General features: G+C 57.0%; 24 protein-coding genes. 16 read left to right on the top strand and 8 right to left on the bottom strand.

Annotated features, from left to right (window positions below; genetic code table 11):
* Positions 1 to 651: 651 nt before the first annotated feature.
* The 6 genes from AC790_RS10355 (at position 652) to AC790_RS10330 (ending at position 6,013) form a co-directional block, all read left to right on the top strand.
* Positions 652 to 1,893: an ABC transporter substrate-binding protein gene (locus AC790_RS10355; RefSeq protein ID WP_049851725.1), complete on the top strand. Its 1,242-nt coding sequence runs from the start codon at positions 652 to 654 to the stop codon at positions 1,891 to 1,893.
* Between the two features lie 11 nt (positions 1,894 to 1,904).
* Entirely contained in the window at positions 1,905 to 2,774 is an 870-nt protein-coding gene (locus tag AC790_RS10350; RefSeq protein WP_049851724.1) for a branched-chain amino acid ABC transporter permease, read from the top strand.
* The gene (locus AC790_RS10345) at positions 2,774 to 3,805 is read left to right on the top strand and encodes a branched-chain amino acid ABC transporter permease (protein WP_049851723.1); all 1,032 of its coding nucleotides are present in this window, start codon (positions 2,774 to 2,776) and stop codon (positions 3,803 to 3,805) included. The genes AC790_RS10350 and AC790_RS10345 overlap by 1 nt, the downstream gene beginning before the upstream one ends.
* Entirely contained in the window at positions 3,802 to 4,533 is a 732-nt protein-coding gene (locus tag AC790_RS10340) for an ATP-binding cassette domain-containing protein (RefSeq protein WP_049851722.1), read from the top strand. The genes AC790_RS10345 and AC790_RS10340 overlap by 4 nt, the downstream gene beginning before the upstream one ends.
* Entirely contained in the window at positions 4,526 to 5,230 is a 705-nt protein-coding gene (locus AC790_RS10335; RefSeq protein WP_009128387.1) for an ABC transporter ATP-binding protein, read from the top strand. Before AC790_RS10340 ends, AC790_RS10335 begins: the two co-directional genes overlap by 8 nt.
* 216 nt (positions 5,231 to 5,446) lie before the next feature.
* Positions 5,447 to 6,013: an ANTAR domain-containing response regulator gene (locus AC790_RS10330; RefSeq protein WP_049851721.1), complete on the top strand. Its 567-nt coding sequence runs from the start codon at positions 5,447 to 5,449 to the stop codon at positions 6,011 to 6,013.
* Here the strand turns inward: AC790_RS10330 and AC790_RS10325 are convergent, their stop codons facing one another.
* Together AC790_RS10325 and AC790_RS10320 are read right to left on the bottom strand one after the other, a co-directional pair.
* Complete coding sequence (locus tag AC790_RS10325; RefSeq protein WP_049851720.1) at positions 6,014 to 6,961, bottom strand: helix-turn-helix domain-containing protein; 948 nt, start codon at positions 6,959 to 6,961, stop codon at positions 6,014 to 6,016.
* Positions 6,962 to 7,079: 118 nt separating this feature from the next.
* A complete protein-coding gene (locus AC790_RS10320; protein WP_049851719.1) occupies positions 7,080 to 8,474 on the bottom strand; it encodes an amidase in 1,395 nt (464 codons plus the stop codon).
* A 194-nt stretch (positions 8,475 to 8,668) separates the two neighbouring features.
* Between AC790_RS10320 and AC790_RS10315 the strand changes: the two genes are divergently transcribed.
* The 7 genes from AC790_RS10315 to AC790_RS10285 all read left to right on the top strand — a co-directional run bounded on the left by AC790_RS10315 (position 8,669) and on the right by AC790_RS10285 (position 16,844).
* On the top strand, positions 8,669 to 10,099 hold the full coding sequence (locus AC790_RS10315; RefSeq protein WP_049851718.1) for a hypothetical protein: 1,431 nt from the start codon (positions 8,669 to 8,671) through the stop codon (positions 10,097 to 10,099).
* A 405-nt stretch (positions 10,100 to 10,504) separates the two neighbouring features.
* Entirely contained in the window at positions 10,505 to 11,710 is a 1,206-nt protein-coding gene (locus AC790_RS10310) for an SfnB family sulfur acquisition oxidoreductase (protein ID WP_049851717.1), read from the top strand.
* A gap of 9 nt (positions 11,711 to 11,719) precedes the next feature.
* The gene (locus AC790_RS10305) at positions 11,720 to 12,922 is read left to right on the top strand and encodes an SfnB family sulfur acquisition oxidoreductase (RefSeq protein WP_049851716.1); all 1,203 of its coding nucleotides are present in this window, start codon (positions 11,720 to 11,722) and stop codon (positions 12,920 to 12,922) included.
* On the top strand, positions 12,919 to 14,280 hold the full coding sequence (locus AC790_RS10300; protein WP_049851715.1) for an LLM class flavin-dependent oxidoreductase: 1,362 nt from the start codon (positions 12,919 to 12,921) through the stop codon (positions 14,278 to 14,280). The genes AC790_RS10305 and AC790_RS10300 overlap by 4 nt, the downstream gene beginning before the upstream one ends.
* A 20-nt stretch (positions 14,281 to 14,300) precedes the next feature.
* Positions 14,301 to 15,107, top strand: coding sequence for a MetQ/NlpA family ABC transporter substrate-binding protein (locus AC790_RS10295; protein WP_049851714.1), 807 nt, complete (start codon positions 14,301 to 14,303; stop codon positions 15,105 to 15,107).
* 2 nt (positions 15,108 to 15,109) lie between these two features.
* Positions 15,110 to 16,210 (top strand): methionine ABC transporter ATP-binding protein, encoded by a 1,101-nt coding sequence (locus AC790_RS10290; protein ID WP_009128400.1) that lies wholly within the window; start codon positions 15,110 to 15,112, stop codon positions 16,208 to 16,210.
* Complete coding sequence (locus tag AC790_RS10285) at positions 16,194 to 16,844, top strand: methionine ABC transporter permease (protein WP_049851713.1); 651 nt, start codon at positions 16,194 to 16,196, stop codon at positions 16,842 to 16,844. The genes AC790_RS10290 and AC790_RS10285 overlap by 17 nt, the downstream gene beginning before the upstream one ends.
* Before the next feature lie 784 nt (positions 16,845 to 17,628).
* Here AC790_RS10285 and AC790_RS10280 read toward each other — a convergent pair.
* Positions 17,629 to 18,531, bottom strand: coding sequence for a LysR family transcriptional regulator (locus tag AC790_RS10280; RefSeq protein WP_049851712.1), 903 nt, complete (start codon positions 18,529 to 18,531; stop codon positions 17,629 to 17,631).
* Between the two features lie 100 nt (positions 18,532 to 18,631).
* Here AC790_RS10280 and AC790_RS10275 point away from each other — a divergent pair, with 100 nt between their 5' ends.
* Positions 18,632 to 19,699 carry an SDR family oxidoreductase gene (locus AC790_RS10275; RefSeq protein WP_049851711.1) on the top strand — a complete coding sequence of 356 codons (1,068 nt, stop codon included), beginning with the start codon at positions 18,632 to 18,634 and terminating at the stop codon, positions 19,697 to 19,699.
* A gap of 136 nt (positions 19,700 to 19,835) precedes the next feature.
* Here AC790_RS10275 and yahO read toward each other — a convergent pair whose 3' ends face one another.
* Complete coding sequence (yahO, locus tag AC790_RS10270; protein WP_007888991.1) at positions 19,836 to 20,105, bottom strand: DUF1471 family periplasmic protein YahO; 270 nt, start codon at positions 20,103 to 20,105, stop codon at positions 19,836 to 19,838.
* Between the two features lie 427 nt (positions 20,106 to 20,532).
* Between yahO and AC790_RS10265 the strand changes: the two genes are divergently transcribed.
* Both AC790_RS10265 and yiaK read left to right on the top strand, forming a co-directional pair.
* Positions 20,533 to 22,098, top strand: coding sequence for an MFS transporter (locus AC790_RS10265; RefSeq protein ID WP_049851710.1), 1,566 nt, complete (start codon positions 20,533 to 20,535; stop codon positions 22,096 to 22,098).
* Positions 22,079 to 23,098 (top strand): 3-dehydro-L-gulonate 2-dehydrogenase, encoded by a 1,020-nt coding sequence (gene yiaK / locus AC790_RS10260; RefSeq protein WP_049851709.1) that lies wholly within the window; start codon positions 22,079 to 22,081, stop codon positions 23,096 to 23,098. The genes AC790_RS10265 and yiaK overlap by 20 nt, the downstream gene beginning before the upstream one ends.
* 40 nt (positions 23,099 to 23,138) lie before the next feature.
* Here yiaK and AC790_RS10255 read toward each other — a convergent pair whose 3' ends face one another.
* The 4 genes from AC790_RS10255 to AC790_RS10240 are packed head-to-tail and all read right to left on the bottom strand — an operon-like array spanning position 23,139 to position 26,147.
* Positions 23,139 to 23,768: an NrsF family protein gene (locus tag AC790_RS10255; protein WP_049851708.1), complete on the bottom strand. Its 630-nt coding sequence runs from the start codon at positions 23,766 to 23,768 to the stop codon at positions 23,139 to 23,141.
* Entirely contained in the window at positions 23,755 to 24,312 is a 558-nt protein-coding gene (locus tag AC790_RS10250; protein ID WP_049851707.1) for a sigma-70 family RNA polymerase sigma factor, read from the bottom strand. The genes AC790_RS10255 and AC790_RS10250 overlap by 14 nt, the downstream gene beginning before the upstream one ends.
* A gap of 17 nt (positions 24,313 to 24,329) precedes the next feature.
* Positions 24,330 to 25,565, bottom strand: coding sequence for a protein-disulfide reductase DsbD (locus AC790_RS10245; RefSeq protein WP_049851706.1), 1,236 nt, complete (start codon positions 25,563 to 25,565; stop codon positions 24,330 to 24,332).
* A 15-nt stretch (positions 25,566 to 25,580) separates the two neighbouring features.
* Complete coding sequence (locus AC790_RS10240) at positions 25,581 to 26,147, bottom strand: peroxiredoxin (RefSeq protein WP_049851705.1); 567 nt, start codon at positions 26,145 to 26,147, stop codon at positions 25,581 to 25,583.
* Positions 26,148 to 26,226: the final 79 nt, after the last annotated feature.

The raw sequence follows: 26,226 nt of genomic DNA, 5'->3' as shown, positions 1-26,226 counted from the left end.
GCTGGAGCAGTTTCAGCCATGCCGTGCGGCGACCGAGCAGAGGACGCCTGGCCGCGCCCTCTGCACTCCCGGGCCCTCCGCCAGCCCACCCCCCCGCTTCGCGGTGCCTTCGCTCCCTCGCGATTCCTGACGGACCGGCGGCGATTCGCTCCTGCTCAGCGCCGCCTCTCGCCGCATCCCTGCGGCTCGTCCTGGAATCCCTCACTCACTCAGCGGGCTGGGATGTCGCCTCAACACCCGCGCTGCAGCATCAATGTGTCTTCATGACTCGTCATCGCTATAACGCCTGCAGGGTCGCCATTTATAGCGACCGTTAATAACCGCTTGGTTAGTCGTGCCATCCATTATATTTAAACGGACAGTCTGCATTAAATTTATATTTAATCTTTCGCACCTTATTGGTGCCCATTGCCATTTAACAGTGCGCACATTGCCGTAGCGGCGCAATTTATTGCGCATTAAATCACGCTATTACGTCAATGCGCGGGGATTATGTTATTTGGCCCACTTCTTGCTTTATAAAAAATAACGCCCCAACGCTGTGGCAACCCTCTGGTAAATGTAGACAACGCCGTCTGCCGATCTCTCTTATTCTCTCCGGCCTCCCGGAAACCTCCCAATTATTTTTCTTTACTTCCTTAAGGGGATGTTATGGCTATTAGTCGTCGTTCATTTATCCAGGGTTCAGCGGTATCGGCATTGGGATTAGCTGCGGGCGTAGCGCCTAAATTTACTTTCGCCGCCGATAGCAAGGACGCCATTAAAGTCGCCAGTATTCTCGACCTCTCCGGCGGCCTCGATATCTACGGTAAGCCGATGTCGAATGCGGTTAATCTGGCCGCGGAAGAGATCAATGCCGCAGGTGGATTATTAGGGCGTCCACTGCAGGTAATTAATTACGATGCGCAGTCCAACATGCAGCTTTATGCGCAATATGCGCAGCAGGCGGCGCTAAAAGACAAAGTGGCAGTGGTGCACGGTGGAATAACCTCAGCCTCACGCGAAGTAATTCGTCCGGTATTGGATCGTTTTCGCTCGCTCTATTTTTATCCGGCGCAGTATGAAGGTGGAGTGTGTGACCGCAACTATTTCTCCTCAGGTTCTACTCCGGCACAAACCGTGGAAAAGCTGGTGCCTTATGCGGTGAAAAAGTGGGGTAAAAAAGTTTACGTGCTGGCGGCGGATTATAACTACGGCCAGATCGTCTCTGCTTGGGTGAAAAAATCGGTGCGTGATAACGGTGGCGAAGTGATGACCGTGGAATTCTTCCCGCTGGATGTCACCGATTTTGGTGCCGCAATTTCTAAAATCCAGAGCGCAAAACCCGACATGGTGTGGTCGGCGCTGGTGGGCGGCGCGCACATCTCGTTCTACCGCCAGTGGCATGCCGCCGGTATGAGCGGCAAGATCCCGATTGCCTCGACGGTGTTTGGCGGCGGCAACGAACACATCATTCTATCGCCGGAAGAGAGCAACGGCATTCTGGTGGCGGCCAACTATATGCAGGAAATTCCCTCGCCAGAGAACCAGGCCTTTGTCGAAAAATTCCATGCACGCTACGGTGCCAATACGCCGTATATCAGCGATTTAGCCATGGGCGCCTATCAGGGCATGCTGATTTGGGCAGAAGGGGTGCGCAAAGCGGGCGATATCGATCGCATGAAGGTGATTGAGGCGCTGGAATCCGGCATCACGTTAACGTCGCCCAGCGGCAAGCTCAGCGTCGATCCGGCTACCCATCACTGTTCGCTGGATGTGCACATCGCCGAAGTGGAAAACCATCAGATGAAAATCCTGGAAACCTTCCCCAATCAAGCACCGGTGGATACCGCGATGGTGTGCGATCTGAAGAAAAATCCGCGCGATACCAAACAGTATCAAATTGAGCTGTAACAGGAGCCGCTATGGATCTGTTCATTATCTACGGCATTGAAGTGCTCAATGCCATTGCCGTACTGATCATCATGAGCGTTGGGCTGGCGGTAGTATTCGGCATGATGAAAATCGTCAATATGGCGCACGGCGAATTCATGATGCTGGGCGGCTACAGCGCGATTCTGGCAACCAACCAGTGGGGCGTGCCGATTTGGATCGCCATGCTGGTGATCGCACCGCTCACTGTGGGCGTCTTCGGCGCGGTGGTGGAGCGCGTGATCATTCGACATCTGTATGGGCGGATGATCGACACCATGTTGGCCACCTGGGGCTTGAGCCTGGCCTTGATTGGTGCCGCCACCATGCTGTTCGGCAACACCACTTTAGGCATCAGCTCACCGCTGCCGAGCGTTAACGTGGGCAACTACAGCACCAGCGGCTATTCGCTGTTCATGATTGTGTTTGCGCTGGGCTTGATCGGGGCGCTGTGGCTGCTGCTGCGCTTTACCACCTTAGGGTTGTGCGCTCGCGCCACCATGCAAAACGCCCGCATGGCCGCGGCGCTTGGCAGCAATCCGGGCAAAATCTACAGCCTGACGTTTGGACTCGGCGCGGCGCTTTCCGGTTTAGGCGGCGCGCTGTTAGCGCCGATTACCGGCGTCATCCCAACCATTGGCGTCAGCTTTATTGCCAAAGCCTTTATCACGGTGATCGGCGGCGGCAGCGCGATTATCGCCGGCACGCTCTCCTCATCAACGCTGTTCGGCACCATTTCCCAGCTGGTGACCTATGCCTCCACGCCGGTGTTCGGGGCGGTGGCGCTGCTGCTGAGTGCGATTGTGTTGCTCCGCCTGATGCCGCAGGGCATCACCGGACGCTTCTTCAGGAGATCGCTGTAATGAAATTTTTCTCTGAGAAAGTCCAGATTGTGCTTACCGCGCTAGTAATGGTGCTAGTGGCGCTGTGGCTCTCCGGCACGATTGAGCTCTACACCTTGCTATCACTGACGGTGTTTCTGGTGATGGGATTGCTGTCACTCAGTCTGGCGTTTATCTGGGGTTACGGCGGTATTTTGTGCTTCGGCCAGGCGGCGTTTTTCGGCCTGGGCGCTTACACCTATGCCATCTGCGCGATTAACTGGGGCGACTCCACCTGGGCGGTGGTGATGGCGGTGCTGCTGCCTACGCTGTTCTCGCTGCTGCTCGGCTATGTGATTTTCTATGGCGGCGTCAGCGATGTTTATCTCGGCGCAATAACGCTGGCGGTGAGTCTGGTGCTGTTTAACTGGATCAACTCCACTTCCGGTAGCGAGTATCACCTTGGTGAGGCGCTGCTGGGCGGCTTCAATGGGATTCCGTCGGTGCCGACGCTCAACCTGCCGTTCCAGCCCGACGCTATTTTGTCACCGGAAGCGATCTTTATGGTCACGGCGGGCTGTCTGGCGCTCTGTTACGCCTTGCTGAAATTTGTGCTGCTGAGCCGTTTCGGCAAAACCGTGGTGGCGATCCGCGAGAATGAACAGCGCGCCGGTTTGCTCGGCTATAACGTGCCGGCACATAAGCTGGCGACCTTTGCCATCGGCGCAGCGATTGCCGGTTTAGCCGGTTGTCTATACGTCAACTGGGGCGCGTTTGTCAGTCCTGGCGTGTTCAGCATCAGCCAGTCAGCACAGATCATTATTTGGGTGATTGTCGGCGGGCGCGGCACGCTGCTAGGCCCGGTGATCAGCTGCGTGCTGTTGCAGTGGATGGTGACGCGGCTGGGTGCGCAGCAAACCGTGGACGTCAATTTAGTGCTGGGAGTGATCCTGGCGGTGTTTGTGTTGCTGATTCCGGGCGGCATTTTGCCCACGCTGCAGCGTTTGGTGCGGCGCAAGCGAACGATGAGCGCCACGGCCAGCCGTGCGCAGGTGAGTGAGGTGAAACCATGACGGCCAATGTGTTGCTGGAAACCCACAAGATGGGCGTCAGCTTTGGTGGCGTTCATGCGGTAAAAGAGGTGGATTTTACTCTGCATGAAGGTGAGTTGCGCTGCCTGATCGGCCCGAACGGCGCCGGCAAAAGTACCTTTTTTAAAATGTTAAGCGGGCAGGTGACGCCAACGCGCGGCGAGTGTCGCTATCGCGATCGGGTGATCTCCGGTAAACGGCCGTGGGAGATTGCACGTCTGGGGATCGGCATCAAAACCCAGGTGCCGAGCGTGTTCGAGGGCTTAAGCATCCGGGAAAACCTGTGGCAGGCGGCGGCGAATAAGCTGGCAAAAGCCGCGTTGCCGGCGGCGATTGATCGGGTGCTGGAGGATATCGGGCTCGCCGAACTGCAGCATGCGGTGCTTTCGGAGCTGGCACACGGTCAGCGGCAGTGGGTGGAGTTGGGCATGATTCTAATCTCAAAACCGCAGCTGGTGCTGCTGGACGAACCGGCGGCAGGCATGACGCATCAGGAGGTGCGCAAAACGGCGCAGCTGATCAAAACCATTAACCAGCAGAGCACGGTGGTGGTGGTGGAGCACGACATGGAGTTCATCAGCATGATTGCGCAGCGGGTAACGGTATTTAATCAGGGCGCGGTGCTGGCGGAGGGTAGTTTCCGCGAGGTGACGCAAAATCCGCTGGTGAAAGAGGCGTATCTCGGCAATCTGGAGATTAAACATGCTTGAAATAAAAGAGATGGTCTCGGGCTATAACAAAATACCGGTGCTGAACCTATCCGAGCTGTTTGTCGGTGCTAAATCCTTTACCGGAGTGCTGGGCCGCAACGGCATGGGCAAAACCACGCTACTGCGCACCATTATGGGCGAACTGCCTGCCTGGCAGGGCAGCATTGCGCTGAATGGCATCGACATTACGCGTTACCAGGCGCACCAGCGCGCGGCGGCGGGGATTGGATTTGTGCCGCAGGGGCGCCAGATTTTTCCGCTGCTAACGGTAGAAGAGAATTTGCGCATGGGCTGCGTGAAACACTTCTCACGCGCTGGGCAGATTATCGAGCAGATGCTGGAGATCTTTCCGCGCCTGAAACGTCTGCTGGCACAGCCCGGCGGCGCGCTTTCGGGTGGCGAGCAGCAACTGCTGGCACTGGCGCGCTGCTTGTGCGGACAACCGCAGCTGGTGCTGCTGGATGAGCCGACGGAGGGCATTCAACCGAATATTTGCGAGGAGATTATTGCGACGTTACAGCGGCTGCGCCATGAGATGGATATTTCGATCATTTTAGTGGAGCAGGATATTGAGTTTCTGTATGCGCTTTCCGACCAGATTCATGTGATCGAGAAGGGGCAGATTGTGCAGAAAATCGATCCGAAAACCCAGTCGAGCGCCAGCGTGGCGGAGCAGTTTTTGGGGTTTCACGTGTGAGGTAGATTGCCCTCACCCCAGCCATCTCTCGCTTGCGGGAGATGGGGGAAAGCGCGCCGAACGGTTCCCTCTCCTGCTTGCGGGAGAGGGTTAGGGTGAGGGACTGGCGGCACGTTTGTCCTCCCTGACACAGCACCCGGCAGCATCAGCAAAGCGTTAACTCATCCGCTCGCTTACTGTGAAGCTTCCTTTTTCGGGATGCGCATAGGATGAATCATGATTGAACAATCATTACTGGCAACGCTTTCTGGTGTTCGGCTGCATATTTTCCATCCTGACTCACAAAGCGTGCGCGCGTTTTGCGCCTCGCTGGCGCAGCTGGGCTGTCATGCGCAACACAGTTGGCCGCCCGCGGCGTCATTCCCTGCGGAAACACAACTGCTGCTGGTGGCGATTGACGCCCATCAGCAGCAAGCGCTGCCTGGCCTCTTCAGCAGCGCCCAGCAGCGGGACATCCCCCTTGTTGCGCTGGCCGATTGCCACAATGCGCGGCTGTTTCCGCTGCTGCTACAACTTCAGCCCAGCGCCATCGCCGAGCGAGAAATCAATCCCTTTGCCTTGATTGTGCAGATCATCGGCACGTTAAAAACCGTGCGCCAGCGCGAGCTGCTGCAGGTGCGCAGAGCGCGTGGTGAAAGGTTAGCGCAGGCCAAGGGCGTGTTAATGCAAACCTTTGGCCTTGATGAGTCTGGCGCGTATCGTTTAATGCGCAGTGAAGCGATGAACACGCGCAGCAGCCTGGAATTTACCGCGCAACGCGTGATTAATACTCTGCAAAAGTAGTTACTCCTGCGCCTGAGCGTCCGGCTGTCGCAGCAGGCTGCTGGGCGTATAACCAAAGGCTTTGCGAAACGCCAGGCTGAAATGCGACATGTCGCTAAAGCCATGATCCAGCGCCACCTGCGTGATATTGCGCGCTTTGCCTTCCGCCAGAATGCGACGGCAGGCGTGCAGGCGCTCCTGCCAGAGGAAGTTCATCGGGGTGGTGCCGTGGGCGGCGAACACCCGGCTGATGGTGCGCGGAGAAACGTGATGCGCATTGGCTATCTGCGCCACCGACAACTCCGGCTCCTGCAGATTCTGGCGCAAAAAAAGCACTACGCGCGAATAGAGATCGGGTTTCAACGCCTGTTCGCTGTGCTGCAAATTAACGCTGACCGAAATCATATTCAGCAGCGTATTAGCAAACTGCGCGGCCAGAAACGCATTCTCCCGCTCGGCGTTAAATACAAAGGCTTCCTGCAGCAGTTGTTTAAGCGAGGTCATGCCGGGACGCGTAAGGTCCAGCGTTTTACCCGCCAGTTTTGCCGTGGCAGGTGCCTCTTTCTCCATAATGTGACGCGGCAGATGCACGATATTGATGGCGACATTGTCCATCGCAAAATCAAACGGCGTGGCTGCATCGTAAATCACCACGTCGCCGGCGCTAACGCGTGACTGGTGACCATTCTGACGCAGCGTACCGCTGCCCGCACTGACGTAACCCAGATAGAAATCGTGATTAGGATGGCGGCGAATGCACTCCGGCGTGCGTTGCCACATCAGCGCGGTATGCGATACGTGATTAGCGATGTCCAGTTGACCTAACATCGAATAGGCGAAGCTGCCGGAAAACGCACCGGCGTGCATTTGCCGCGCTTCGGCCTTGATCAAACGTGAGCACACCGCATCGCGCCAGGCATCGAAGCGATGACGATTATCGAGATCATCGGTGGTGAACAGCTCTTTCATATCAGCATCCCCTAAACATGGCGAAAAAGGGCGGAAGTAGAGGAGTTAAAGCAAGTTTCAGGCCATCAGCGGGTGAAAGGGCCGCCCCGATGCTGTCGAGGCGGCAAAGGCGAAAGATTTACAGCGCAGGATGCTGTTTATGCCAATCGGTAACCTGCTGGAAGGCCCACGCGCCCTGAATCATGGTGGTTTCAGCGAAATGTGCCGCCACCAGCTGGAAGCCAATAGGCGCGCCGGTTGCCGTCATGCCGCACGGCAAGGTAATGGTGGGATGTCCGCTGGCATCGAATGCACTGGTATAGCGCAGCACGCCGTTAAACAGTGCCTGATCGGTACCAAAACGGGTCATGGTGTCCCAGGTTAATCCGGCATAGGCGGTCGCGGGAGCGAGAATCAAATCGACCTGAGTAAAGAGTGCGGAAATATCGCCGCGCAGCGCCGCACGATTGAGCAGCAGCCGCTGATACTCAAGTGCGGTGACGCTGTGACCGAGATCCAGCAGACCCGCCAAACCCGGACCGTATTGATCTTTCTGCGCTGGATAGGTCTTTTCATGTGCCAGCGCGGTTTCCACGGCGCACAGCGCGCTCCACTCGGCGGCGGCTTGTTCGGTATCCGGCAGCGTAATATCCACCAATGTGGCACCGAGCGAACTCAACGTGGCGATAGCCGCTTGCAGCGCCGCCCGCGTCTCTTCATCCACTTTCTCCAGCGCCCAGCTTTTATCGACACCGATGCGCATTTTGCTAATACCGCGCGTCATCAGCGCCAGATAATCAGGTACCGGTTCGCTGCTGGAAGTGGAATCTTTGTCATCGCGACCGGCAATGGCTTGCAGCATGGCAGCGGCGTCAGCGGCGTTGCGCGCCATAGGGCCGATATGGTCGAGGGATGCCGCCAGTTCACAGGCGCCGTGACGTGTCACGCGACCCCAGGTTGGTTTGATGCCGGTCAGGCCGTTGGCGTTAGACGGGAAGCGAATTGAACCGCCGGTATCGGTACCAATCGAGCCAAAGCACAAGCCCGCTGCGGTAGCGACGCCGGATCCGCTGGAGGAGACGCCGGTCCACAACGAGCTGCCCCATGGATTATTGGGGCGGGTGATTTCGGGATGGGGATCGGCGAAGGCGCTTTCGGTTTGCGTCAGCTTGCCGGGAATCACCGCACCCGCCGCGCGGAAGCGTTCCACCACGGTGGAGTTTTCGTCTGGATAGTGATCCTTGTGGATGATCATGCCGTGGCTGGTGGGGGCATCTTTGGTCCAAATCAGATCTTTCAACGCAATCGGCACACCGTGCAGCGGGCCACGCATTTTGCCCTGGGCAATCTCTGCATCGGCTTCGGCCGCCTGCTTCAGCGCGCTATCACGCATGATGTAGAAGTAGCTGTGTAAGTCACGATCCAACGTATCGATACGCGCCAGCAGCGTTTGCGTGACCTCAAGCGAGGAGATGTCGCCCGACTGAATCAGACGGCCAATTTCCAGCAAGCTTTTGTAATGCAGATTATTCATCCTGACCTTTCCTCGTGAGTGAGAGATGTGCTGATGAATAACCTAAGTCAGGTGCGTGGTGCGGGCTGTGTTTAACCAGACAGATGCTGTGCCAGAAATGCCAACCCGTGGTGCGGTGCGGGTGACAAAACACTAAAGCTGCCGAAATTCTCGCCGATAACATAGCGGAATAGTACATAACGAGGATTATTTTCATGCTAAATGGGATTGGCAGCAGCGTACTGAGAAATTTAATCGCTTCTAACGCGGTGGTTACACCGACGGTCAACAGCAAAACCGCGCAAAATGCCTTAACGGCAGAAGCCTCCACCAAAGTGACCTTCAGCGAGGCGAGTGACGCCATCGCCGCGATCTACAAAATCGTGCCTGCACAGGTACAAAGCTCAGTGGATGTCACCAGCAGCCTGCAAGCGCAGCTGAACGGTGCCGCGCAGGCGAAAGGCGTTGGCATGAACGGTCTGGGCAGATCCATGCTCAGTAATCTGGCCAGCAATCGCGGTGATGTGACCTTGAGTGTTCCCGCAACCGACACGGTTAACAGCGCACAAAGCAGCAGCCAAAGTGCGCTGGCGTTGACCATCACCACCCAATCTGGCGTGCAGGTTAGCCTGCAAATGACGCGCCAGCAGGGCGGCATGGTGGTGGAGCTGAAAACCAGCGGTGGCCAGTTGAATAACGATGAAGCTGCGGCGATTGGCAGCTTGTCAGCGGGTTTGCAGAAGGCGCTGGATGGCCTTGATGCCAGCACCACTCAACTTGATATCAGCGATCTGATGAAATTTGATAGCTCGGTGTTGAAAAGCGTCGATCTGAAGACCGATCTGCGCAACGGCAATAATGTCACGCAGTCGCTGAATCTGCATGCCGACGATCAAGAGCGCTGGCTCGGTTTCCACAATGGTGATGTCAGCATCAAACTGGACACCGATATGTCGAAACTGACGCAGGCGGGTAGCGCGGCGCAGCAGGCCGCGGCGCTGGATCAGTGGAGCACCAAACTTGACCAGGCGGCGGCACGCGGTCATGGCAACAGTGCCATGCTGTCGCTGTTTAAAGAGAGCTTCCGTGCGCTCAATACCACCGAGGGCAAAGCGGCCGAAAGTATCAACACGCAGCGAGTGAAAGCGATTGATGCCAATGCGGCGAAGAGTGGCGCGATCAGCGGACTGGCCGATTTTTCCGCCACTTATCAGCAGACGCCGATTTCCGGTAATCCGTATAAGCCGGAAGAGGAAGATAGCTTCTCACTCAATGTGGCGCAAAAAACCACCACGCAGCAGCATGGCGATAGCCAGGATTTGAGCCAGCAGACGCTGTTTAAACTGAAAGCCAGTTTCCATACCGCGCTGGATTCCGCCTCAGCGGTGAAACTTACCGAACAGAAATCGTCGCAGAACTACAAATATCATCTGATTGATGATGAAGAGCGCAGCCAGACGTCGGTGACGCAGAATAAGAAAGGGGATTTGACTGCAAACTATTCGCAGCAGCTGACGCAAAATGAGACGGTGAAAACCTATCAGCTGGCGCAGTTAATCGACAGCGTAGAGATCCCGCACAGCGCGAAAAGCGAATCGAGCCGTTCATTCGCCGCCGCGCAGTTTGATGCGCAATTAAATAATTAATAGTCCAGCGCCGCTATTAACCTTCGCACAATTTGTAGCGGCGCGATTTATCGCGCTCTTTTGACGTTTAAACTGAGACGCGCAATAAATTGCGCCGCTACGAGTATGTGCAAACATCATTATTTGCAAAATAAAACTTTTCTTAGCGTTATTTGATCTTAAGAATTACTCGCCGCTTTTTTATACTCAGCTACTCCTCGCAGCGCCGCCTGTAGCCCTTTGTTGTGCCTAAATAAATCGATAGCTTAATAGTGGCAACCCATTGCCAGATATAGCATAACCGCGCTATTTACTTGCTTAAACTCCGCTGATTATCATCGCTTTCAACCCGTTATTAATTCCACCGCCTGCTGGCTTATTCAGTGCAGGCTTACTATTCGCTGTGCAGTAAAAGTGAAATCAGCTATGACGCAAAACAGTGACGAGATTATTAACCGCGCCGCGGTATTAAGCAGCGATGCACAGGCGATTGCCGCCGCACGCCATTTAGCCGAACAGGCGAAAAGCGGTGCAGTTGAGCGCGATCAACAACGTCTATACCCGATTGAGCTGCTAAACCAATTCACCTTATTGGGCCTTGGTAGCATCAGCGTGCCGCGTGAATTTGGCGGCGCAGGCTTGTCGTTCCAGACGGTAGCCGAGGTATTTCGACTGATCTCCGCCAGCGATCCGTCGCTCGGGCAAATCCCACAAAACCACTTTGGCCTGATTCAGTTCATCCTCGGTGAAGGTTCTGCAGCGCAACAACAGCAGTTGTTGCATGCGGTGGTCGACGGCAAGCGCCTTGGCAATGGAGGGCCAGAGAAAAACACCAAACACACGCGCGATGTGCAAGCGCAATTGGTGACAACGTCACAAGGTGTGCAGCTCACTGGGGAGAAGTTCTACTCTACCGGCGCGCTATTCGCCGACATTCTGGTCACCACCGCCATGCATGACCAGCAGCCGACCATGGCGTTTATTCCGTTGCCAGCGCAGGGCGTAGAAATTGTCGATGACTGGTCCGGCATCGGACAGCGCACTACTGCCAGTGGCACGGTGAAACTGCAGCAGGTGGTGGTGGATCCGGCGCTGCTGATGTCGCTGCCTGCGCCGGAAAAGCCGACGCTGCGCGGCGCGGTTTCACAGTTGATTCAGGCAGCGATTGATGCCGGGATTGCTCAGGGCGCGCTGGATGAGGCACTGGAGTTTGTGCGCAGCAGCTCGCGACCGTGGGTGGATGCCAATGTCAGCCGCAATGCCGACGATCCCTATATTCTCGCCGACGTGGGCCGCATCAGCACCGAACTGAGCGCCGCCAATGCGCTGCTGGCGCGTGCCGCCCGCGTACTGGACAGCATCGATCGGCAAGCGCTGACCGCTGAAAACTGCGCGCGCGCGTCGATTGCGGTGGCGGAAGCCAAAGTGCTCACCACCGAGGTTGCGCTGCGTGCCAGTGAGAAATTGCTTGAATGGGGCGGCAGTCGCGGCACGCTGCTGCGCCACGGGCTCGATCGCCACTGGCGCAATGCGCGCACCCACACTTTGCACGATCCGGTGCGCTGGAAAACCCACGCTATCGGCAACTATTACCTCAATGATGCGCTGCCTGCGCGTCATGCGTGGATTTAAGGAGCAACCATGACACAGGTATTGCCTAAACAGCGCGCGACGCGCATCGCGACAGCCCATCAAGCGTTACAGGTGGCGCAGGAATTAGCAGCGCGTTTTCGTGCCGGTTCGTCCCAGCGCGACCGCGAACGTGAGCTGCCGCACACCGAGTTGCAGCAGCTGTTTCAATCCGGGCTAGGCGCCATCACCGTGCCGCGCGCCTTCGGTGGCATTGAAATTTCTAGCGCTGAACTGGCTGAGATTTTCGTGATGTTAAGCGCTGCCGACGGTTCGATTGGTCAGGTGCCGCAGAACCATTTTTACGCGCTGGAAGTGCTGCGCATCAACGGCAGTGAGGCGCAGAAAAAACGGCTGTATGCCGAGGTGCTGGACGGCGTGCATCACGGCAATGCGCTGGCGGAGTTCAGCTCGCCGGCCGCGCATCAGCGATCAACTGCAGTTTCGCAGCAGGCTGAGGGATTGCGTCTCAACGGCAACAAGTTTTACTGCACCGGCGCGTTATACGCCGATCGTATTCCGACGCTGGCGATTGCTGATGACGGTAAAGAACAGCTGGTGTTTGTGCCGCGCCAGCAGCCGGGCGTCAACGTGATCGATGACTGGAGCGGCTTTGGTCAGCGCACCACCGGCAGCGGCAGCGTGCAGTTCCGCGATGTGGCGATTGCGCCGGAAGATGTGGTGCCATTCCAGACGGCGTTTGAACGGCCGAGCACCGTTGGGCCATTTGCGCAGATTATGCATGCCGCCATCGATCAAGGCATCGCGCGTGCAGCCTTTAATGACATGCTTGATTTTCTGCGCCAGCGTGCACGTCCGTGGCCGGACAGCGGTGTGGAACGCGCCAGCGACGATCCGTTGACGCTCGATCGTACCGGTCGCCTTGCCGCGCGACTTAGCGCAGGTGATGCGCTGCTGGCAATTGCCGGTGACGCCGTTGACGTGGCGCAGCGCGAACCCAGTGCGGAAAACGTGGCGCTAGCTTCAGTCGACGTGGCGAAGGCGCGCGCCTGGACCACTGAAGTGTCGCTGGAGGCCAGTAATCTGCTGTTTGAACTGGGCGGATCGCGTTCCAGCCTGCGCGAACATAACTTTGACCGCCACTGGCGCAATGCGCGCACCCACACCTTGCACGATCCGGTGCGCTGGAAATATCCGGCGATTGGCAACTACCTGCTGAATGGCGTGCTGCCACCGCGTCGGGGAACGATATGAGTCAAAAACAGATTCTGCTTAACGCCTTCAATATGAACTGCGTTGGGCACATTCATCACGGCATGTGGACACATCCGCAGGATCGTTCAGTGGATTTCAATTCGCTCGATTACTGGCTGGATCTGGCGCGTTTGCTGGAGCGCGGGCTATTTGATGGGCTGTTTATCGCCGATATTCTCGGTGTGTATGACGTCTATCAGCAGGGCATTGGCCTGACCGCCAAAGAGTCGATTCAGCTGCCGGTTAACGATCCGCTAATGCTGATTTCCGGGATGGCGAGCGTTACGCAGCATCTGGGCTTTGGCGTCACCGCCAACCTGAGTTATGAAGCGCCGTATCCGTTCGCGCGCCGACTTTCCACGCTCGATCACCTGACCAATGGGCGCATCGGCTGGAACATCGTCACCGGTTATCTTGATAGCGCCGCGCGCGCCATGGGCCAGCAACAACTGCTGGCGCACGACCGCCGCTACGATCAGGCCGATGAGTTTCTGGATGTCACCTACAAATTGTGGGAAGGCAGCTGGCAGGACGATGCGTTGGTGCAGGATAAGGCCAATCGTCTGTACGCCGATGCCAGCAAGATCAAGAAAATCAATCATCAGGGCGAGTTTTATCAGGTGCAGGGCTATCACCTCAGCAGCCCATCACCGCAGCGCACGCCGCTGCTATTTCAGGCCGGTTCCTCGACGCGCGGCGTGCAGTTTGCCGGGCGTCATGCCGAGTGCAGCTTTGTTAATGCGGCGTCACCGGCGGCGATGCGCGAGCAATCCACGCGTCTGCGTCAGGCGGCGGTGGCTGCCGGACGCCATCCTGACGATCTGCGCATCTTTATGGGCGTCAGCGTGATTGTGGCGCCTACCGAGCGTGAGGCGCAGGAGAAGCAGCGCAGCTATCTCGACTATGCCAGCCCGGAAGCCGGCATCGCCCACTTCTCCAGCTCGATTGGGTTGGATTTGGCGGCCTTCGAGCTGGATGAGCCGATTCAGACCGGCGACACGCGCGCGATAGAATCGGTAAGCAAAGCCTTTAGCGGCTGGACGCGTCGTCGCTTGCTGGAGCAGCACGCGATGGGCAGCCGCTATCCGCTGATCGTCGGCAATCCGAGCCAGGTCGCCGATGCGTTGATCAAGTGGATCGATGAAGGCGATATTGACGGCTTTAACCTGACGCGCATCCTCAACCCGCAGAGCTACCGTGATTTTATCGATCTGGTTGTTCCGGAATTGCAGCAGCGCGGCCGCTTTAAAACCGCCTATCAGCCCGGTTCGTTACGGCAAAAAATCTTTCAACAGCAAGACCGTTTGCCCGATCGTCATCCGGCGGCACGCTGGCGCGACGGCGTTAACCTTCGTTAATTTAACCTCAGGGATCTGATATGAAAATTGCACGTCAATTCGCGCTGGCTGCCAGCGTCGCACTGCTGGCGTTTAGCGCCGTCGCTGCCGAGAACTACAGCGGACCGCTTAAAGTCGGCACCACCGCAGCCTTTGCGCCGCCGCTGGAAACCGCGGTGGCCGAAGCGAAGAAACAGGGTTTGAACGTTGAGTTGGTGGAGTTCACCGACTGGACGGCGCCAAACGTCAGCGTGGAAAACGGCGACATCGACGTCAACCTGTTCCAGCATAAGCCGTTCCTTGAGAACGCCAACCAGCAGGGCGGATTCCATCTGGTGCCTTTTGCACCCGCCATCATCAACAATATCGGCCTCTATTCGAAAAAACATACTGCGATTGACCAGATTCCCGATGGCGGCACGGTAGCGATTGCTAACGATCCGATCAACGGCGCGCGCGGCCTGCTGCTGCTGCAAAAAGCCAAACTGATTACGCTGAAACCGGGCGCGGGCCTCAAATCGACCGTGGATGACATTGTCAGCAATCCAAAGCATCTGAAGATTATCGAAGTGGAAGCGGTGCAGCTGTCGCGATCGCTGGATGAAGTCGATTTAGCGCAAGGCTATCCGCACTATCTGCGCCTGTCGAAGACCATCGATCCCAACAAGGCCTTGCTGTTTGATGGCCTTGAGCATCCGGAATATGTGATTCAGTTCGTGATTCGTGATGGCCATCAGAACGATCCGCGCCTGGCGAAGTTTGTCGATATCTACCAGCATTCACCGGTAGTGCGCGCCAAACTGGATGACTTCTACGGCAAGCTGTATCAGCCGGGCTGGAGCCAGTAAGCATGGTTAGCCTGACGCTACCCGGCGAGCGCGATGCGTTGCTGTCACCGACGGCCGAGACGGCAGGGAGAGTGCACGTGCAGATTCGCGGCTTAAGTAAACGCTATCCCGGACAAAGCCTGGACGCATTGAAAGCGGTCGATCTGCAGGTTAAGCGCGGCGAGATTTTCGGCATTATTGGCCGCAGCGGCGCCGGAAAATCAACGCTGATTCGCTGCCTTAACCGGCTGGAAAATCCGACAAGCGGGCAGGTGGTGATTGACGGCATCGATCTCGGCAGCCTGAGCGATCGTCAGCTGGTAGATTGGCGACGTCGTACCGGCATGATTTTTCAGCACTTCAATTTGCTCTCTGCCAAAACGGTGCGTGAAAACATTGAGCTGCCGATGAAAGTGGCGGGCGTGCCTGCGGCTGAGCGGCGGCGCAAGGTGGATGAACTGCTGGCGCTGGTGGGGCTGGAACAGCGCCAGCACGCCTGGCCTGCGCAGCTGTCCGGCGGCCAGAAGCAGCGGGTCGGCATTGCGCGCGCCTTGGTGCACGATCCCGAACTGCTGCTGTGCGATGAGGCAACCTCGGCGCTCGATCCGGAAACCACGCGCGCGATTCTGGCGTTGCTGAAGAAGATCAATCAACAGCGCCACATCACCATCATTTTGATCACCCATGAGATGGACGTGGTACACGATCTTTGTCATCAGGTGGCGGTGATCGATCAGGGCGAAATTATTGAGCGCGGGCCGGTGTGGCAGGTGTATAGCGATCCACAGCAGGAGACCACGCGGCAACTGCTGAATCCGCAATTCAGCGCGCTGCCGGAAGCAATTCAACCGCTGTTGACGCCGACGCGCCAGCGCACCGATTCGCGTCTGCTGGTGCGGCTGCGCTACACCGGACAAGGCGCGCAGCCGGACTTGGCCGCGCTCAGTACGCGCGTTGCCGGTGAGCTGACTCTGCTGTTTAGCGCGGTGGAGTGGGTGGATGGCAAACCGACCGGGCAGATGTTGCTGCTGCTGGATGCGCGCCATGAATCTGACGCTGCGCGTGCACTATTAACCTCTGTTGCTGACCAACTGGAGATTCCGGGCTATGTCACTGGCTATTGATCGTTTATGGGTGGGGCTGCTGGATACGCTGCTGATGGTTGGCGTGTCGTCGCTGCTGGCGCTGGCCTTGGGCTTGCCGATGGCGGTGATTTTGGTGGTGACTGGACGCGGCGATCTGTTTCCCAGTCCGCTGCTGAATCGTGTGCTTGGCTGGGTGGTGAACCTGTTCCGTTCGATTCCGTTTTTGATCCTGATGGTGGCGCTGATCCCCTTTACCCGCTGGATCGTCGGCACCACCTACGGCGTGTGGGCGGCGGTAGTGCCGCTCACGCTGGCGGCAACACCGTTCTTTGCGCGTATCGCCGAAGTGAGCCTGCGTGAAGTGGATAAAGGATTGACCGAAGCGGCGCAGGCGATGGGTTTTCATCGCTGGCATATTATCTGGCATGTGCTGTTGCCCGAAGCGCGGCCGGGCATCGTCAGCGGATTTACCATTACGCTGGTGACGATGATTAATGCCTCCGCGATGGCCGGCGCGATTGGTGCCGGTGGTTTGGGCGATCTGGCATATCGCTATGGTTATCAGCGCTTTGATATGCAGGTGATGCTGACGGTGATTGTGGTGCTGGTGGCGCTGGTCACGGTATTGCAGTTTTTTGGCGACAGGTTGTCGCGCAGGCTAAATCACCGCTGATATGAGCGGTCGCCATAAATGGCGTAATGCCGATCAGTTAAGCGCTGAGCGACTTTCGTTCGCCTTTAGCTGGGGCAGTTTCAGCTATGCCGTGCGGCGACCGAGAAGAGGGCGTCTGGGCTACGCCCTCTTCACTCCCCGGCCCTGCGCCAGCCCATCCCGCCGCTTCGCGGTGCCTTCACTCCCTCACGATTCCTGACGGACCGGCGGCGATTCGCTCCTGCTCAGCGCCGCCTCTCGCCGCATCCCTGCGGCTCGCCCTGGAATCCCTCACTCGCTCAGCGGGCTGGGATGTCGCCTCAACACCTGCGCTGCAGCATCAATGCCTATTCCTGAATCATCATCGCTGTAGCGCCTGTAGGGTCGCCATTCATGGCGACCAGGTAACCCAAAATCTTCAGTCAGCAAAATTTCAAATCAGATACGGTAATGACAGGCGACGGTGTTAGGCGCTATCCGCAGCGCCGAGCGCAGAGTGACGGCCAGGATGAGCCGACACGACGTCGGCGAAAGCGCGGCATGAGCCAGGGATGGCGAATCCGCGCGGTCCGTCAGGCCGGAGTGATAAGCGAGGGAACAGCGAGGACGGCGCAGGCGCGGATTGCTAAGGTCCGCGCCTTCGGACCTTAGCCCGGCCGCCTGCTTCACACATTCTGAAACTGCCATATGCTTAGCGGGCGGAACCCCCGCGGAGCCAGTGCGCTGCTTAACTGACGAGCATTACGCCATAAATGGCGACCCTACGAAACACACTGTAGGGTGCGCATTAATGCGCACCCGCAATTTAACGGATCGATAATCCTTCTAGCGCTGCCAGCAACGCATCGACTTTGGGAAGCAGCTGTTTGCGGCGCGGCCAGATCAGCGTTAAGGCTAAACCGTCCGGCTGCTGTTCGGGCAGAATGATCTGCAGATCGCCGCGCGCCAGCGGCTCACGTATCAACCATGATGGCATCTGCGCGACGCCAAGCCCGCCACACACCGCCTGCACTTGTGCATCCACATCGCCCAGCGCCATACGGTGCGGCACGTTGCGCCAGTGTGGATAACCATCTTCGGTAGTGAATAACCACGGTTTGGTGCTGCCATCGACGCGTTCATACAGGATCGCCTGATGCTGTAACAGCTCGCTTTCACTGTTCGGTCGACCGACGCGCGCCAGATAATCCGCTGAGGCGCAAAACACCATGCGTTCGCGACCCATCTGGCGACAGCCGAGCGAGGCGGGCAGATCGGGCGATCCGCCAATGCGCACCGCCACGTCAATTCCCTCGTCAAAGAGATCGATAAAACGATCGGAAAACGTCAGATTCAGTTCGACATCCGGATGCTGCTGACAAAAGGGAATCAACAGCGGCATCACGCCGAGGCGACCGTAAGTATTCGGCACCGCGAGGCGCAAGCGGCCAGAGGGAATGGTGCGCTGCGCCGCCAGCACCGCTTCGGCTTCAGCCAGCTCCTCCATAATGCGCAAACAGGTTTGGTAATAAGCGTTGCCAGCGTCGGTGAGTTTCAGGCTGCGCGTGGTACGCTCCAACAGGCGCGAGCCGAGGCGTGTTTCCAGCCGCGTTACGCTCTTACTCACTGCGGAACCGGTTAAGTGCAGACGCTCGGCAGCCGCGGCAAAGCTGCCGCTCTCCACGCTGGCGACAAAGGGGACGATATCTTTCAGGCGTTGATCGTGCATCGATTGGTGAACTCAGGTTGTGAATGCCGTGAATTAATGCCAGAGATAGGAATTTAATTCTCTATTAAACTCATCATTACTGAAACTGAGGAGAATTGAAATGCAAAAGCAGGCATTGATTGTAGGCATCAGCGGTGTGATTGGACGTGCGCTGGCAGAAAAACTGCAGCGCGAAGGCTGGCAGGTAAGCGGCTTATCACGCGGACGCGGCGCGGTGCCGGAAGGCTGTCGCAGCTTGACCGCCGATCTCACGGATGCAGACGCGGTGCGTGCCGCGCTGGCGCAGGAGAAGCCGGATGCCCTGTTCTTTAGCGTGTGGTCGCGTCAGGAAAATGAGAAAGAGAACATTCGCGTTAATGGCGGCATGGTGCGTAACGTGATTGAAGCCCTGGGTGAACGCCTGAATGGCGCGCATGTGGCGCTGGTAACCGGCCTGAAGCATTACCTCGGTCCCTTCGAAGCCTACGGTAAAGGCGCGGTACCGGTTACGCCATTCCGCGAGGAGCAGGGGCGTCAGCCGGTCGATAACTTCTATTACGCGCAGGAAGACGAAGTCTTTGCCGGTGCGGAGAAATATGGCTATCGCTGGAGCGTGCATCGTCCACACTCCATCGTCGGTTTTGCACTGGGTAACGCGATGAATATGGGCCAGACGCTGGCGGTTTACGCCACGCTGTGTCGCGAGCAGGGCTTGCCGTTTATCTTCCCAGGCTCGCCAGAGCAGTGGAACGGTGTTTCCGATGTGACCGATGCCGGTTTGCTGGCCGAGCAGTTGCTGTGGGCGGCGACGGCGGCCGAAGCGGCCAATCAGGATTTCAACGCAGTCAACGGTGATGTGTTCCGCTGGAATTGGTTGTGGCCACGTCTGGCGGCCTATTTCGGCGTGGAAGCGGCGGACTATCCGGCGCAGATGATGCCGCTGGAAGGGCGCATGCAGGAAGCGGCGGACGCCTGGCGTGATGTGGCAGCGCGTTATCAGCTGCGCGAAGCGGACATTACTAAGCTCGCATCCTGGTGGCACACCGATGCCGATTTGGGCCGTCCGATGGAAGCTTTTACCGACATGAGCAAAAGCCGCAAAGCGGGCTTCACCGGCTATCGTTCCACGCTGGATTCATTCACACAGCTGTTTGATCGGCTGAAGGCGGATAAGGTCATTCCGCAGTAAAAGTTCGCTGAATTAAAAGGGCGGTTCGCTGGAATCGCCCTTTTTTATTGCAATACGGTGGGCCAGACTTATAAAGAAAAAAGAACGGCCTAAGCCTTAGTTATATTATAACGCCATGCTAAGGCCGTTTTTGCCATTACTTTTTCTTGTAGACGATGGCGGTACCATATATTTTGTTATTGGTATTCGCTGAGGTAACAATATAAATATCGCCACCTTTTTCATCGGCCTTTTTCGACAACTCCTCTTTAGCACTGGCAGCATCGGTTTCACCTGAGGTAGAAATCTCGCCCACCTCAACATACTGATCTTTTACCTTTTCAAACTCTACTTTTGTCATTAGCTCTGCAGCAAAGGCGCTAAATGATAATGAGCTTGCTAATAATACGAAAATTAATTTTTTCATACATGTCCTTGGATGAGGTAAATGATGGGAATAGTTCTCTTATTGCTATTATTTTATAGTTTACAAATGTGACCTTTACCATGTGACTGCGCTAATTTTTAATCTTCTGCTTCGTGTCTCTCGCATCAAAACAATAACCTTATAGGTATTACTACTTCACTTCAGTACCGCCCCATCCAGGAGAGCTATTCTGGTAGCACGCCGATATCGATTTGGAGCGTTCTTTTTCTCATCGTCAGTGCAGCTCACAGGACCGCCTGGTCAATCCGCAATTTCATGGTTATCCCCAAAATCTCTTACCGGTCACAATTTAATCGCCCCCTCATGGTGAAAAGTGGTTGAGTCTCACAAAATATTAGAAACATTCTTGTATGGCAGTTAATCAAATGTAAATCATTAAGGCATAACTCCTGACAAGGTGCTGCTGATGATTAACCGTTCCGAAGAGAAACCCATCAAGTTGAGAAACATGCTGGCCTATGGCGGCGGCGATGTTTTTGGTGGCGGCAGTTTCACGATACTTGGCCTCTGGCTAATGTATTTTTACACCACTTACGGCGGATTAAGCCCGGCAGAAGCCGGTGCCGTTATCGCTTTCGCACGTCTGCTGGATGCCTTTTTTGATCCGTTAATGGGCTATGTCACAGACAACTTCTGGCGCAATCGTCTTGGTCAGCGCTTTGGTCGCCGTGGCTTTTTCTTCCTGATCGGCGCACCGCTGGTGTTCTTCAGCTACATCATGATGTGGGTGAGCGACATGGGATTCGCTTACTACCTCGCCACATACATCTTGTTCTACGCCTGCTACACGCTGGTTATCGTGCCTTACGAAACGCTGGCGGCAGAAATGGCCCACGATTTCCATGTGCGCTCCCGTCTCACCGGCGTCCGCATGTTCTTTTCCATGGGCGCGGGCATTCTTGCCGCCTGGCTTCCAGGGGCAATTATTGCTGTGCTGGGTGATGATGCGTCATCCTCCTTCCTGTATATGGCGGTTATCTTTGCCACGCTCTTCGCTATCGTGATTTTTGGGCTCTACTTCTTTACCTGGGAGCGCGCCATTGAAATCACTGAGAAGCCTGCGCCGGTTGAGTTCAAGCGCGATATGAAAGCGCTGTTTCGTTCACTGCTCTCCACCTTCCAGGTGCGTACTTTCCGTCAGCATGTTGGCATGTATCTCGGGGCTTATGTGGCGCTCGATGTACTTGGCGCCGTGCTGGCGTATTACATCATCTTTGTCCTGGGCCATAGCGCCATTGATGCCGCTAACAGCATGACCTTTATGTCAGTAGTGCAGTTCTTCTGCATCGCGGCGTGGATTCCCTTCTGCATTCATATTGGCAACGGCGCGGCGTATAAGCTGGCGCAGTACCTGATGCTGACCAGCGTGGCGCTGTTTATCAGTTTCTACGCGTTTGGCATTAGCGCGCAGATGTGGATGGTATGGGGTGCGGCCATTGTGATGGGAATGGGACGTTCGGGGACGCAGTACGTTTGCTGGAACATCTACAGCTTTATTCCTGACGTGGATGAAATGCTGACGGGCCAGCGTCGCGAAGGCATTTTTGCTGGCGTGATGACGTTTGTGCGCAAAGCGGTGCAGGCGGTGGCGCTGTTTATCGTTGGGTTGGTACTGCAATCCTATGGTTTTGCCGGCAAAGGTGCGGTGAGCCAGCCACCTGAAGCCGTTCACGGCATCGCGCTGGTGTTTGGTATTGGCGCGCTGATCTTCCTCGTCGTCGGCCTATTTAGCGCGCGCGGCTTCAGCCTGAATCGCCACAATCACGCGCTGTTAATCGCCGAGATCCAGCGTCGTCATGCAGGTGGCACTGGCGCTGAGGCGTCCGCTGAGACGCGCGCAGTGGCCGAAAAACTTACCGGCTGGCCGTGGGCCAGTTTATGGGGCAATAACGATATTATGCAGCGCATTGATCCACGCGCTGAAAACCTTACGGCTAAAGGAAACCAGCAACATGACACGCATAACCTTTGAGATCATGCAGTCCACCATCGAACAGGCCCTGCTCAACGCTGGAATGGCGGCTAAACCCGCGGCACTGTGCGCACAAATTCATACTGAAACCAGCTGTGACGGTATTCCGTCGCACGGCCTTAACCGGGTAGCGCGCTTCGTCGATTACCTGCAAAAGGGGTGGGTTGATGCGCATGCGGTGCCGGAACGGGTAAAAAGTCTTTCCGTAATGGAAGTATGGGATGGACAGCGCGGAGCGGGCATTACCAATGCTGTTCTGGCTGTCGATCGCGCGACAGAGTTAGCGCGTGAGCACGGGATGGGGCTGGTGGCCATGCGCAACACAACGCACTGGATGCGTGGAGGCACCTATGGGTGGCGTGCGGCAGAGCAGGGCATGGCAGCGATTTGCTGGACTAACACCGAATCCTGCATGCCGGCATGGGGGGGTAAAAATACTCGCCTCGGCAATAACCCCTTTGTGATGGCGGTGCCAGGCAAGGAGGGGCCGCTGGTGCTGGATATGGCAATGTCACAATATTCGTATGGCAAGCTGCAGGTGACGCGTCTGCAAGGAGAACAGCTGCCGTATCCTGGCGGCTTTGATCAGCAAGGAAACCTGACCCGCGATCCCGCGCCCATCGAGCAATCCATGCGCATTCTGCCCACCGGTTTCTGGAAGGGCTCCGGCATGGCGATTTTGCTGGATGCGATGGCTGCGCTGCTGTCGGGGGGCAGCTGTACTGCTGAGATCGATGCTATCCAACAAGGCAGCTGTACCGGCGCTAGTCAGATCTTTATGGTGTTCGATCCCGCGCAGCTAAGCGGCAAAGCGTTTACTGAGCAGTTGGCTGAAACTATCCAGCAGTATGTGAATGGATCCGCTGTGGCGGAAGGATTTAGCAGCGTCACCTGGCCGGGTCAGCGTCAAAAAGCCACTCGTGAGCGTAATAGATCGGCAGGCATTCCAGTGGATGAGGGCGTTTGGCGTGAAGTGCAGCAGTTGGCAGCGGGCGGTTGAGATGCAAGGGGGATTAAAATCCCCCTTGTTTATTTGGTCTTCACTTCAGCGTCACCCAGCGCTTCCCCACCAGCACCGTCATCGCCACGATCGTCACGATCGCCGCCAGATGCATGACAAAATCCAGCGGATGCAGATGCACCGGATGACAAAACGCCAGCAGCGTCACCGCCATGCAAGAAACGCCCAATCCTGCCATGGCTAAACTGCGTACCGGATGCAGCGCGCGGGTGCGGCGCAGGCTGGCGATCATCAGCACCATCATGGGCGCACTGACCACCAACAGAAAGGTAAAGCAGCGCGTGCTGTCGTTGTCGTGCACCAGCGGCACTTCGCCGGGAATCTGGCTGATGCTCATGCCCAGCCACAGAAAACCGATCGGCAGCAGCGCTTTCCAGCTGATGCTGCGACGTCCAGCGATGCTCATATCAAAGGCGCTGCGGATCGCTAGCGTGCCGAGTACAAAGGCCAGCGCCAGTTGAGACATTGCCTGCAGCGCGCCGGGCTGTGCCCAGTCGGTGAAACTGCGCTGCACCAATAGGCTGGCGGCAATCCCGCAGGGTAACGCCAGCAGCAGCCAGGCGAAGACGCGCCAGCCGGTAGATCGCAGCGGCTTAACTGGGCGCATCTCGCGTCCGAGTTTTTCAATTAACAGCTCATGATCGGTCATGATTGGCTCCAAAGCGGCGCAGATTGGTTAATGCGCGGTGCAGCAGCGATTTCACCGCCGACACACTTAAATTGTTATGCGCGGCCGCTTCCGTCAGGCTCATTTCGCGCAGATGCACATGTTCGACAATGTCGCGCTGACGCGCCGGTAGCTGTCGCAGATAACTGGCCAGCTCTTCCTGCGACTCCTGCCGCGGCGCAATGGGGGCGCTGGCCGCTTCCGGTAGTGCCTCGTCATTCACTTCCCACTGCTGATGACGACCCCGTCGCCGCAGTGCATCAATGGCGCGCGCCGAGATAATTGCCAGCAGCCAGGGTAAAAAAGGGTAGGCGGAATTATAGGTGTGACGCACCCGATGCACCGTTAGCAGCACATCCTGAATCACATCTTCAACCAGCGCCTCATCAGAGATCTGTTTACGCACTTGCGAACGAATCACCGGCACCAGCGCTTTTAGCAGTCGGGTATAGGCGAGCTGATTGCCCGCCTGCGCCTGTTCCATTAGCGCGGGCCAACTTTCGCGCGCGCTATCGCTTGTTTGCATAATCCGCCTTGTTATTCTTACGCCTTCTTGCTCGCCGCCTGGTTTAGCGCATTCACTACAATGCTCGGTGTCAGCACCTGCGGCAGCACTTTCGGTGGTCCGCCGTCGGCGGGGTAAACCAGATACATCGGTAATCCGCCCTGACCGAACTCACTCATGGTGTCATCCACGTCCGGGTTAAATTTAGTGGAATCTGCCACCATGTACAGCGTGCCGGTCTTGGCTAAGGCATCTTTCACCGCTTGGGTGGAGAGTGAGGTCTTCTCATTCACCTGGCAGGTGATGCACCAGGAAGCGGTGAAATCGACGAAGATGGCTTTACCGTGTCCACGCTGTGCTGCGACGGCTTGCGGCGTCCATTTGGCTTTAGTGACGTCGGCCGTAAGTTGATCGCCGGCCAGTCCCGCGCCAGGTTTCATCAGGCTGGGGAGCGGGGCGATGACCGCGACAATCAGCACTGCCGTTACCGCAAACAGCACTTTATGACTTTTACCGGCAAAGTGACGATGTTGCGCCATACCGTACAACCAGCCGGCAAAGGCGACAACGACCGAGGCTGCCAGCAAGGTGGCCAGCGCTGCGCTACCCGCCTGCTGTGCCAGCACCCACACCAGCCACGCGTAAGCGCCAAACATTGGGAACGCCAGGCCGCGTTTGAGTACATCCATCCACGCACCGGGACGCGGCAGGAATTTCGCCAGGGCTGGGAACAGTGAAACCAGCGTGAACGGTGCAGCAAAGCCAAGCGCCAGTGCGAAGAAAATCACCAAGGCTACGGCAGGCGGTTGTACCAGTGCATAGCCGATGGCGCTGGCCATAAAGGGTGCGGCGCAGGGTGTCGCGACGATAATCGCCAGCGCGCCGGTCAGGGCTGAGCGCGTAAACGCACCGCGACCCACATCAACCGAGCCTCCCACACGCTGAACCGATAAGCCCACTTCAAACACGCCGAGCAAGTTAAGCGCGGCAGCAAGGATCACCAGCGACAGCAAGGCGATAACCATCGGGGATTGCAGCTGGAAGCCCCAGCCCACCGCCGCACCACCGGCACGCGCTGCCAGTAAGATGCCTGCCAGCGCCATCATGGTGACCACAACACCGAGTAAAAAACCCAAACCTTCACGGCGCGCGCTGGCGGCGTTGTCAGTATGGCGTAACAGGCCGAGCGCTTTCAGCGAGACCACCGGAAACACGCAGGGCATGAGATTGAGAATGATGCCGCCGATGAAGGCGGCCAGCATGGCGGTTAACATCGCTGGCCTCTTTTTTTAGTGAGTTTGCGGGTGAGAAGCGTCGTACTGCTTAACGGCGGCAAGCGCTTTCTCGATATGCGTATCGGGGTTTCTATCCGTGTAACTCAGCAGAATGTTGCCATCGGGGGCGATCACGTATGAGGTACGATCGGACAGGGTTTTGCCCTTCATCTGCATGGTGGTTTGGTACTGCGCTGCCACTTTCGCACCGGGATCGGCTGCTACGGTGAATTTATCGCGGCACTCCAGTTTGGAGAAGTCGCTAACCTGATCGGTATTGCCCGCAGTAACACCAATCACCGTGGCGCCCATTTTGGTGAAGCTATCGGTGGCTTCAGCAAAATCATGGGCTTCGAGGGTGCAGCCCTTGCTAAACGCCGCCGGGAAGAAATAGAGCACTACCGGGCCTTTCTGCAGCGCTTTATCCAGCGAGAAGGTCAACGGCTTACCGGCTAACGCGCCCTGCAGTTCGAAGTTAGGTGCTTTCGCGCCGACCGGCAATGCGGCACCGGCGTTGAACGCGGACAAGCCAAGTGCTGCCGTGATGGTCAGGGTACAAACGAGGGATTTCATGCGTTTCATTATCTGCTCCTGCGAAGTAGGGGAGTTCCGATTTGGGTGACTCAGTCTTTCAGTTCGCTGGAGCAGAGAGGAAAGTTTC

Origin of the sequence: Pantoea sp. RIT-PI-b, from assembly GCF_001187905.1 — a bacterium.
In the GTDB taxonomy this organism is placed as follows: domain Bacteria; phylum Pseudomonadota; class Gammaproteobacteria; order Enterobacterales; family Enterobacteriaceae; genus Pantoea; species Pantoea nemavictus.
Note: the sequence above shows the minus strand (reverse complement) of the source record. Positions and strands in the feature narration are given on the sequence as shown.

Bases quoted from the DNA above. Each gene is read 5' to 3' on its own strand.
- AC790_RS10305 (WP_049851716.1), top strand. From the start codon at position 11,720: ATGACACAGGTATTGCCTAAACAGCGCGCGACGCGCATCGCGACAGCC.
- AC790_RS10255 (WP_049851708.1), bottom strand. From the start codon at position 23,768: ATGACCGATCATGAGCTGTTAATTGAAAAACTCGGACGCGAGATGCGC.
- AC790_RS10295 (WP_049851714.1), top strand. From the start codon at position 14,301: ATGAAAATTGCACGTCAATTCGCGCTGGCTGCCAGCGTCGCACTGCTG.
- AC790_RS10325 (WP_049851720.1), bottom strand. From the start codon at position 6,961: ATGAAAGAGCTGTTCACCACCGATGATCTCGATAATCGTCATCGCTTC.
- AC790_RS10330 (WP_049851721.1), top strand. From the start codon at position 5,447: ATGATTGAACAATCATTACTGGCAACGCTTTCTGGTGTTCGGCTGCAT.
- AC790_RS10335 (WP_009128387.1), top strand. From the start codon at position 4,526: ATGCTTGAAATAAAAGAGATGGTCTCGGGCTATAACAAAATACCGGTG.
- AC790_RS10345 (WP_049851723.1), top strand. From the start codon at position 2,774: ATGAAATTTTTCTCTGAGAAAGTCCAGATTGTGCTTACCGCGCTAGTA.
- AC790_RS10285 (WP_049851713.1), top strand. From the start codon at position 16,194: ATGTCACTGGCTATTGATCGTTTATGGGTGGGGCTGCTGGATACGCTG.
- AC790_RS10320 (WP_049851719.1), bottom strand. From the start codon at position 8,474: ATGAATAATCTGCATTACAAAAGCTTGCTGGAAATTGGCCGTCTGATT.
- yiaK (WP_049851709.1), top strand. From the start codon at position 22,079: ATGACACGCATAACCTTTGAGATCATGCAGTCCACCATCGAACAGGCC.
- AC790_RS10310 (WP_049851717.1), top strand. From the start codon at position 10,505: ATGACGCAAAACAGTGACGAGATTATTAACCGCGCCGCGGTATTAAGC.
- AC790_RS10290 (WP_009128400.1), top strand. From the start codon at position 15,110: ATGGTTAGCCTGACGCTACCCGGCGAGCGCGATGCGTTGCTGTCACCG.
- AC790_RS10250 (WP_049851707.1), bottom strand. From the start codon at position 24,312: ATGCAAACAAGCGATAGCGCGCGCGAAAGTTGGCCCGCGCTAATGGAA.
- AC790_RS10300 (WP_049851715.1), top strand. From the start codon at position 12,919: ATGAGTCAAAAACAGATTCTGCTTAACGCCTTCAATATGAACTGCGTT.
- AC790_RS10245 (WP_049851706.1), bottom strand. From the start codon at position 25,565: ATGTTAACCGCCATGCTGGCCGCCTTCATCGGCGGCATCATTCTCAAT.
- AC790_RS10340 (WP_049851722.1), top strand. From the start codon at position 3,802: ATGACGGCCAATGTGTTGCTGGAAACCCACAAGATGGGCGTCAGCTTT.
- yahO (WP_007888991.1), bottom strand. From the start codon at position 20,105: ATGAAAAAATTAATTTTCGTATTATTAGCAAGCTCATTATCATTTAGC.
- AC790_RS10355 (WP_049851725.1), top strand. From the start codon at position 652: ATGGCTATTAGTCGTCGTTCATTTATCCAGGGTTCAGCGGTATCGGCA.
- AC790_RS10240 (WP_049851705.1), bottom strand. From the start codon at position 26,147: ATGAAACGCATGAAATCCCTCGTTTGTACCCTGACCATCACGGCAGCA.
- AC790_RS10350 (WP_049851724.1), top strand. From the start codon at position 1,905: ATGGATCTGTTCATTATCTACGGCATTGAAGTGCTCAATGCCATTGCC.
- AC790_RS10315 (WP_049851718.1), top strand. From the start codon at position 8,669: ATGCTAAATGGGATTGGCAGCAGCGTACTGAGAAATTTAATCGCTTCT.
- AC790_RS10275 (WP_049851711.1), top strand. From the start codon at position 18,632: ATGCAAAAGCAGGCATTGATTGTAGGCATCAGCGGTGTGATTGGACGT.
- AC790_RS10265 (WP_049851710.1), top strand. From the start codon at position 20,533: ATGATTAACCGTTCCGAAGAGAAACCCATCAAGTTGAGAAACATGCTG.
- AC790_RS10280 (WP_049851712.1), bottom strand. From the start codon at position 18,531: ATGCACGATCAACGCCTGAAAGATATCGTCCCCTTTGTCGCCAGCGTG.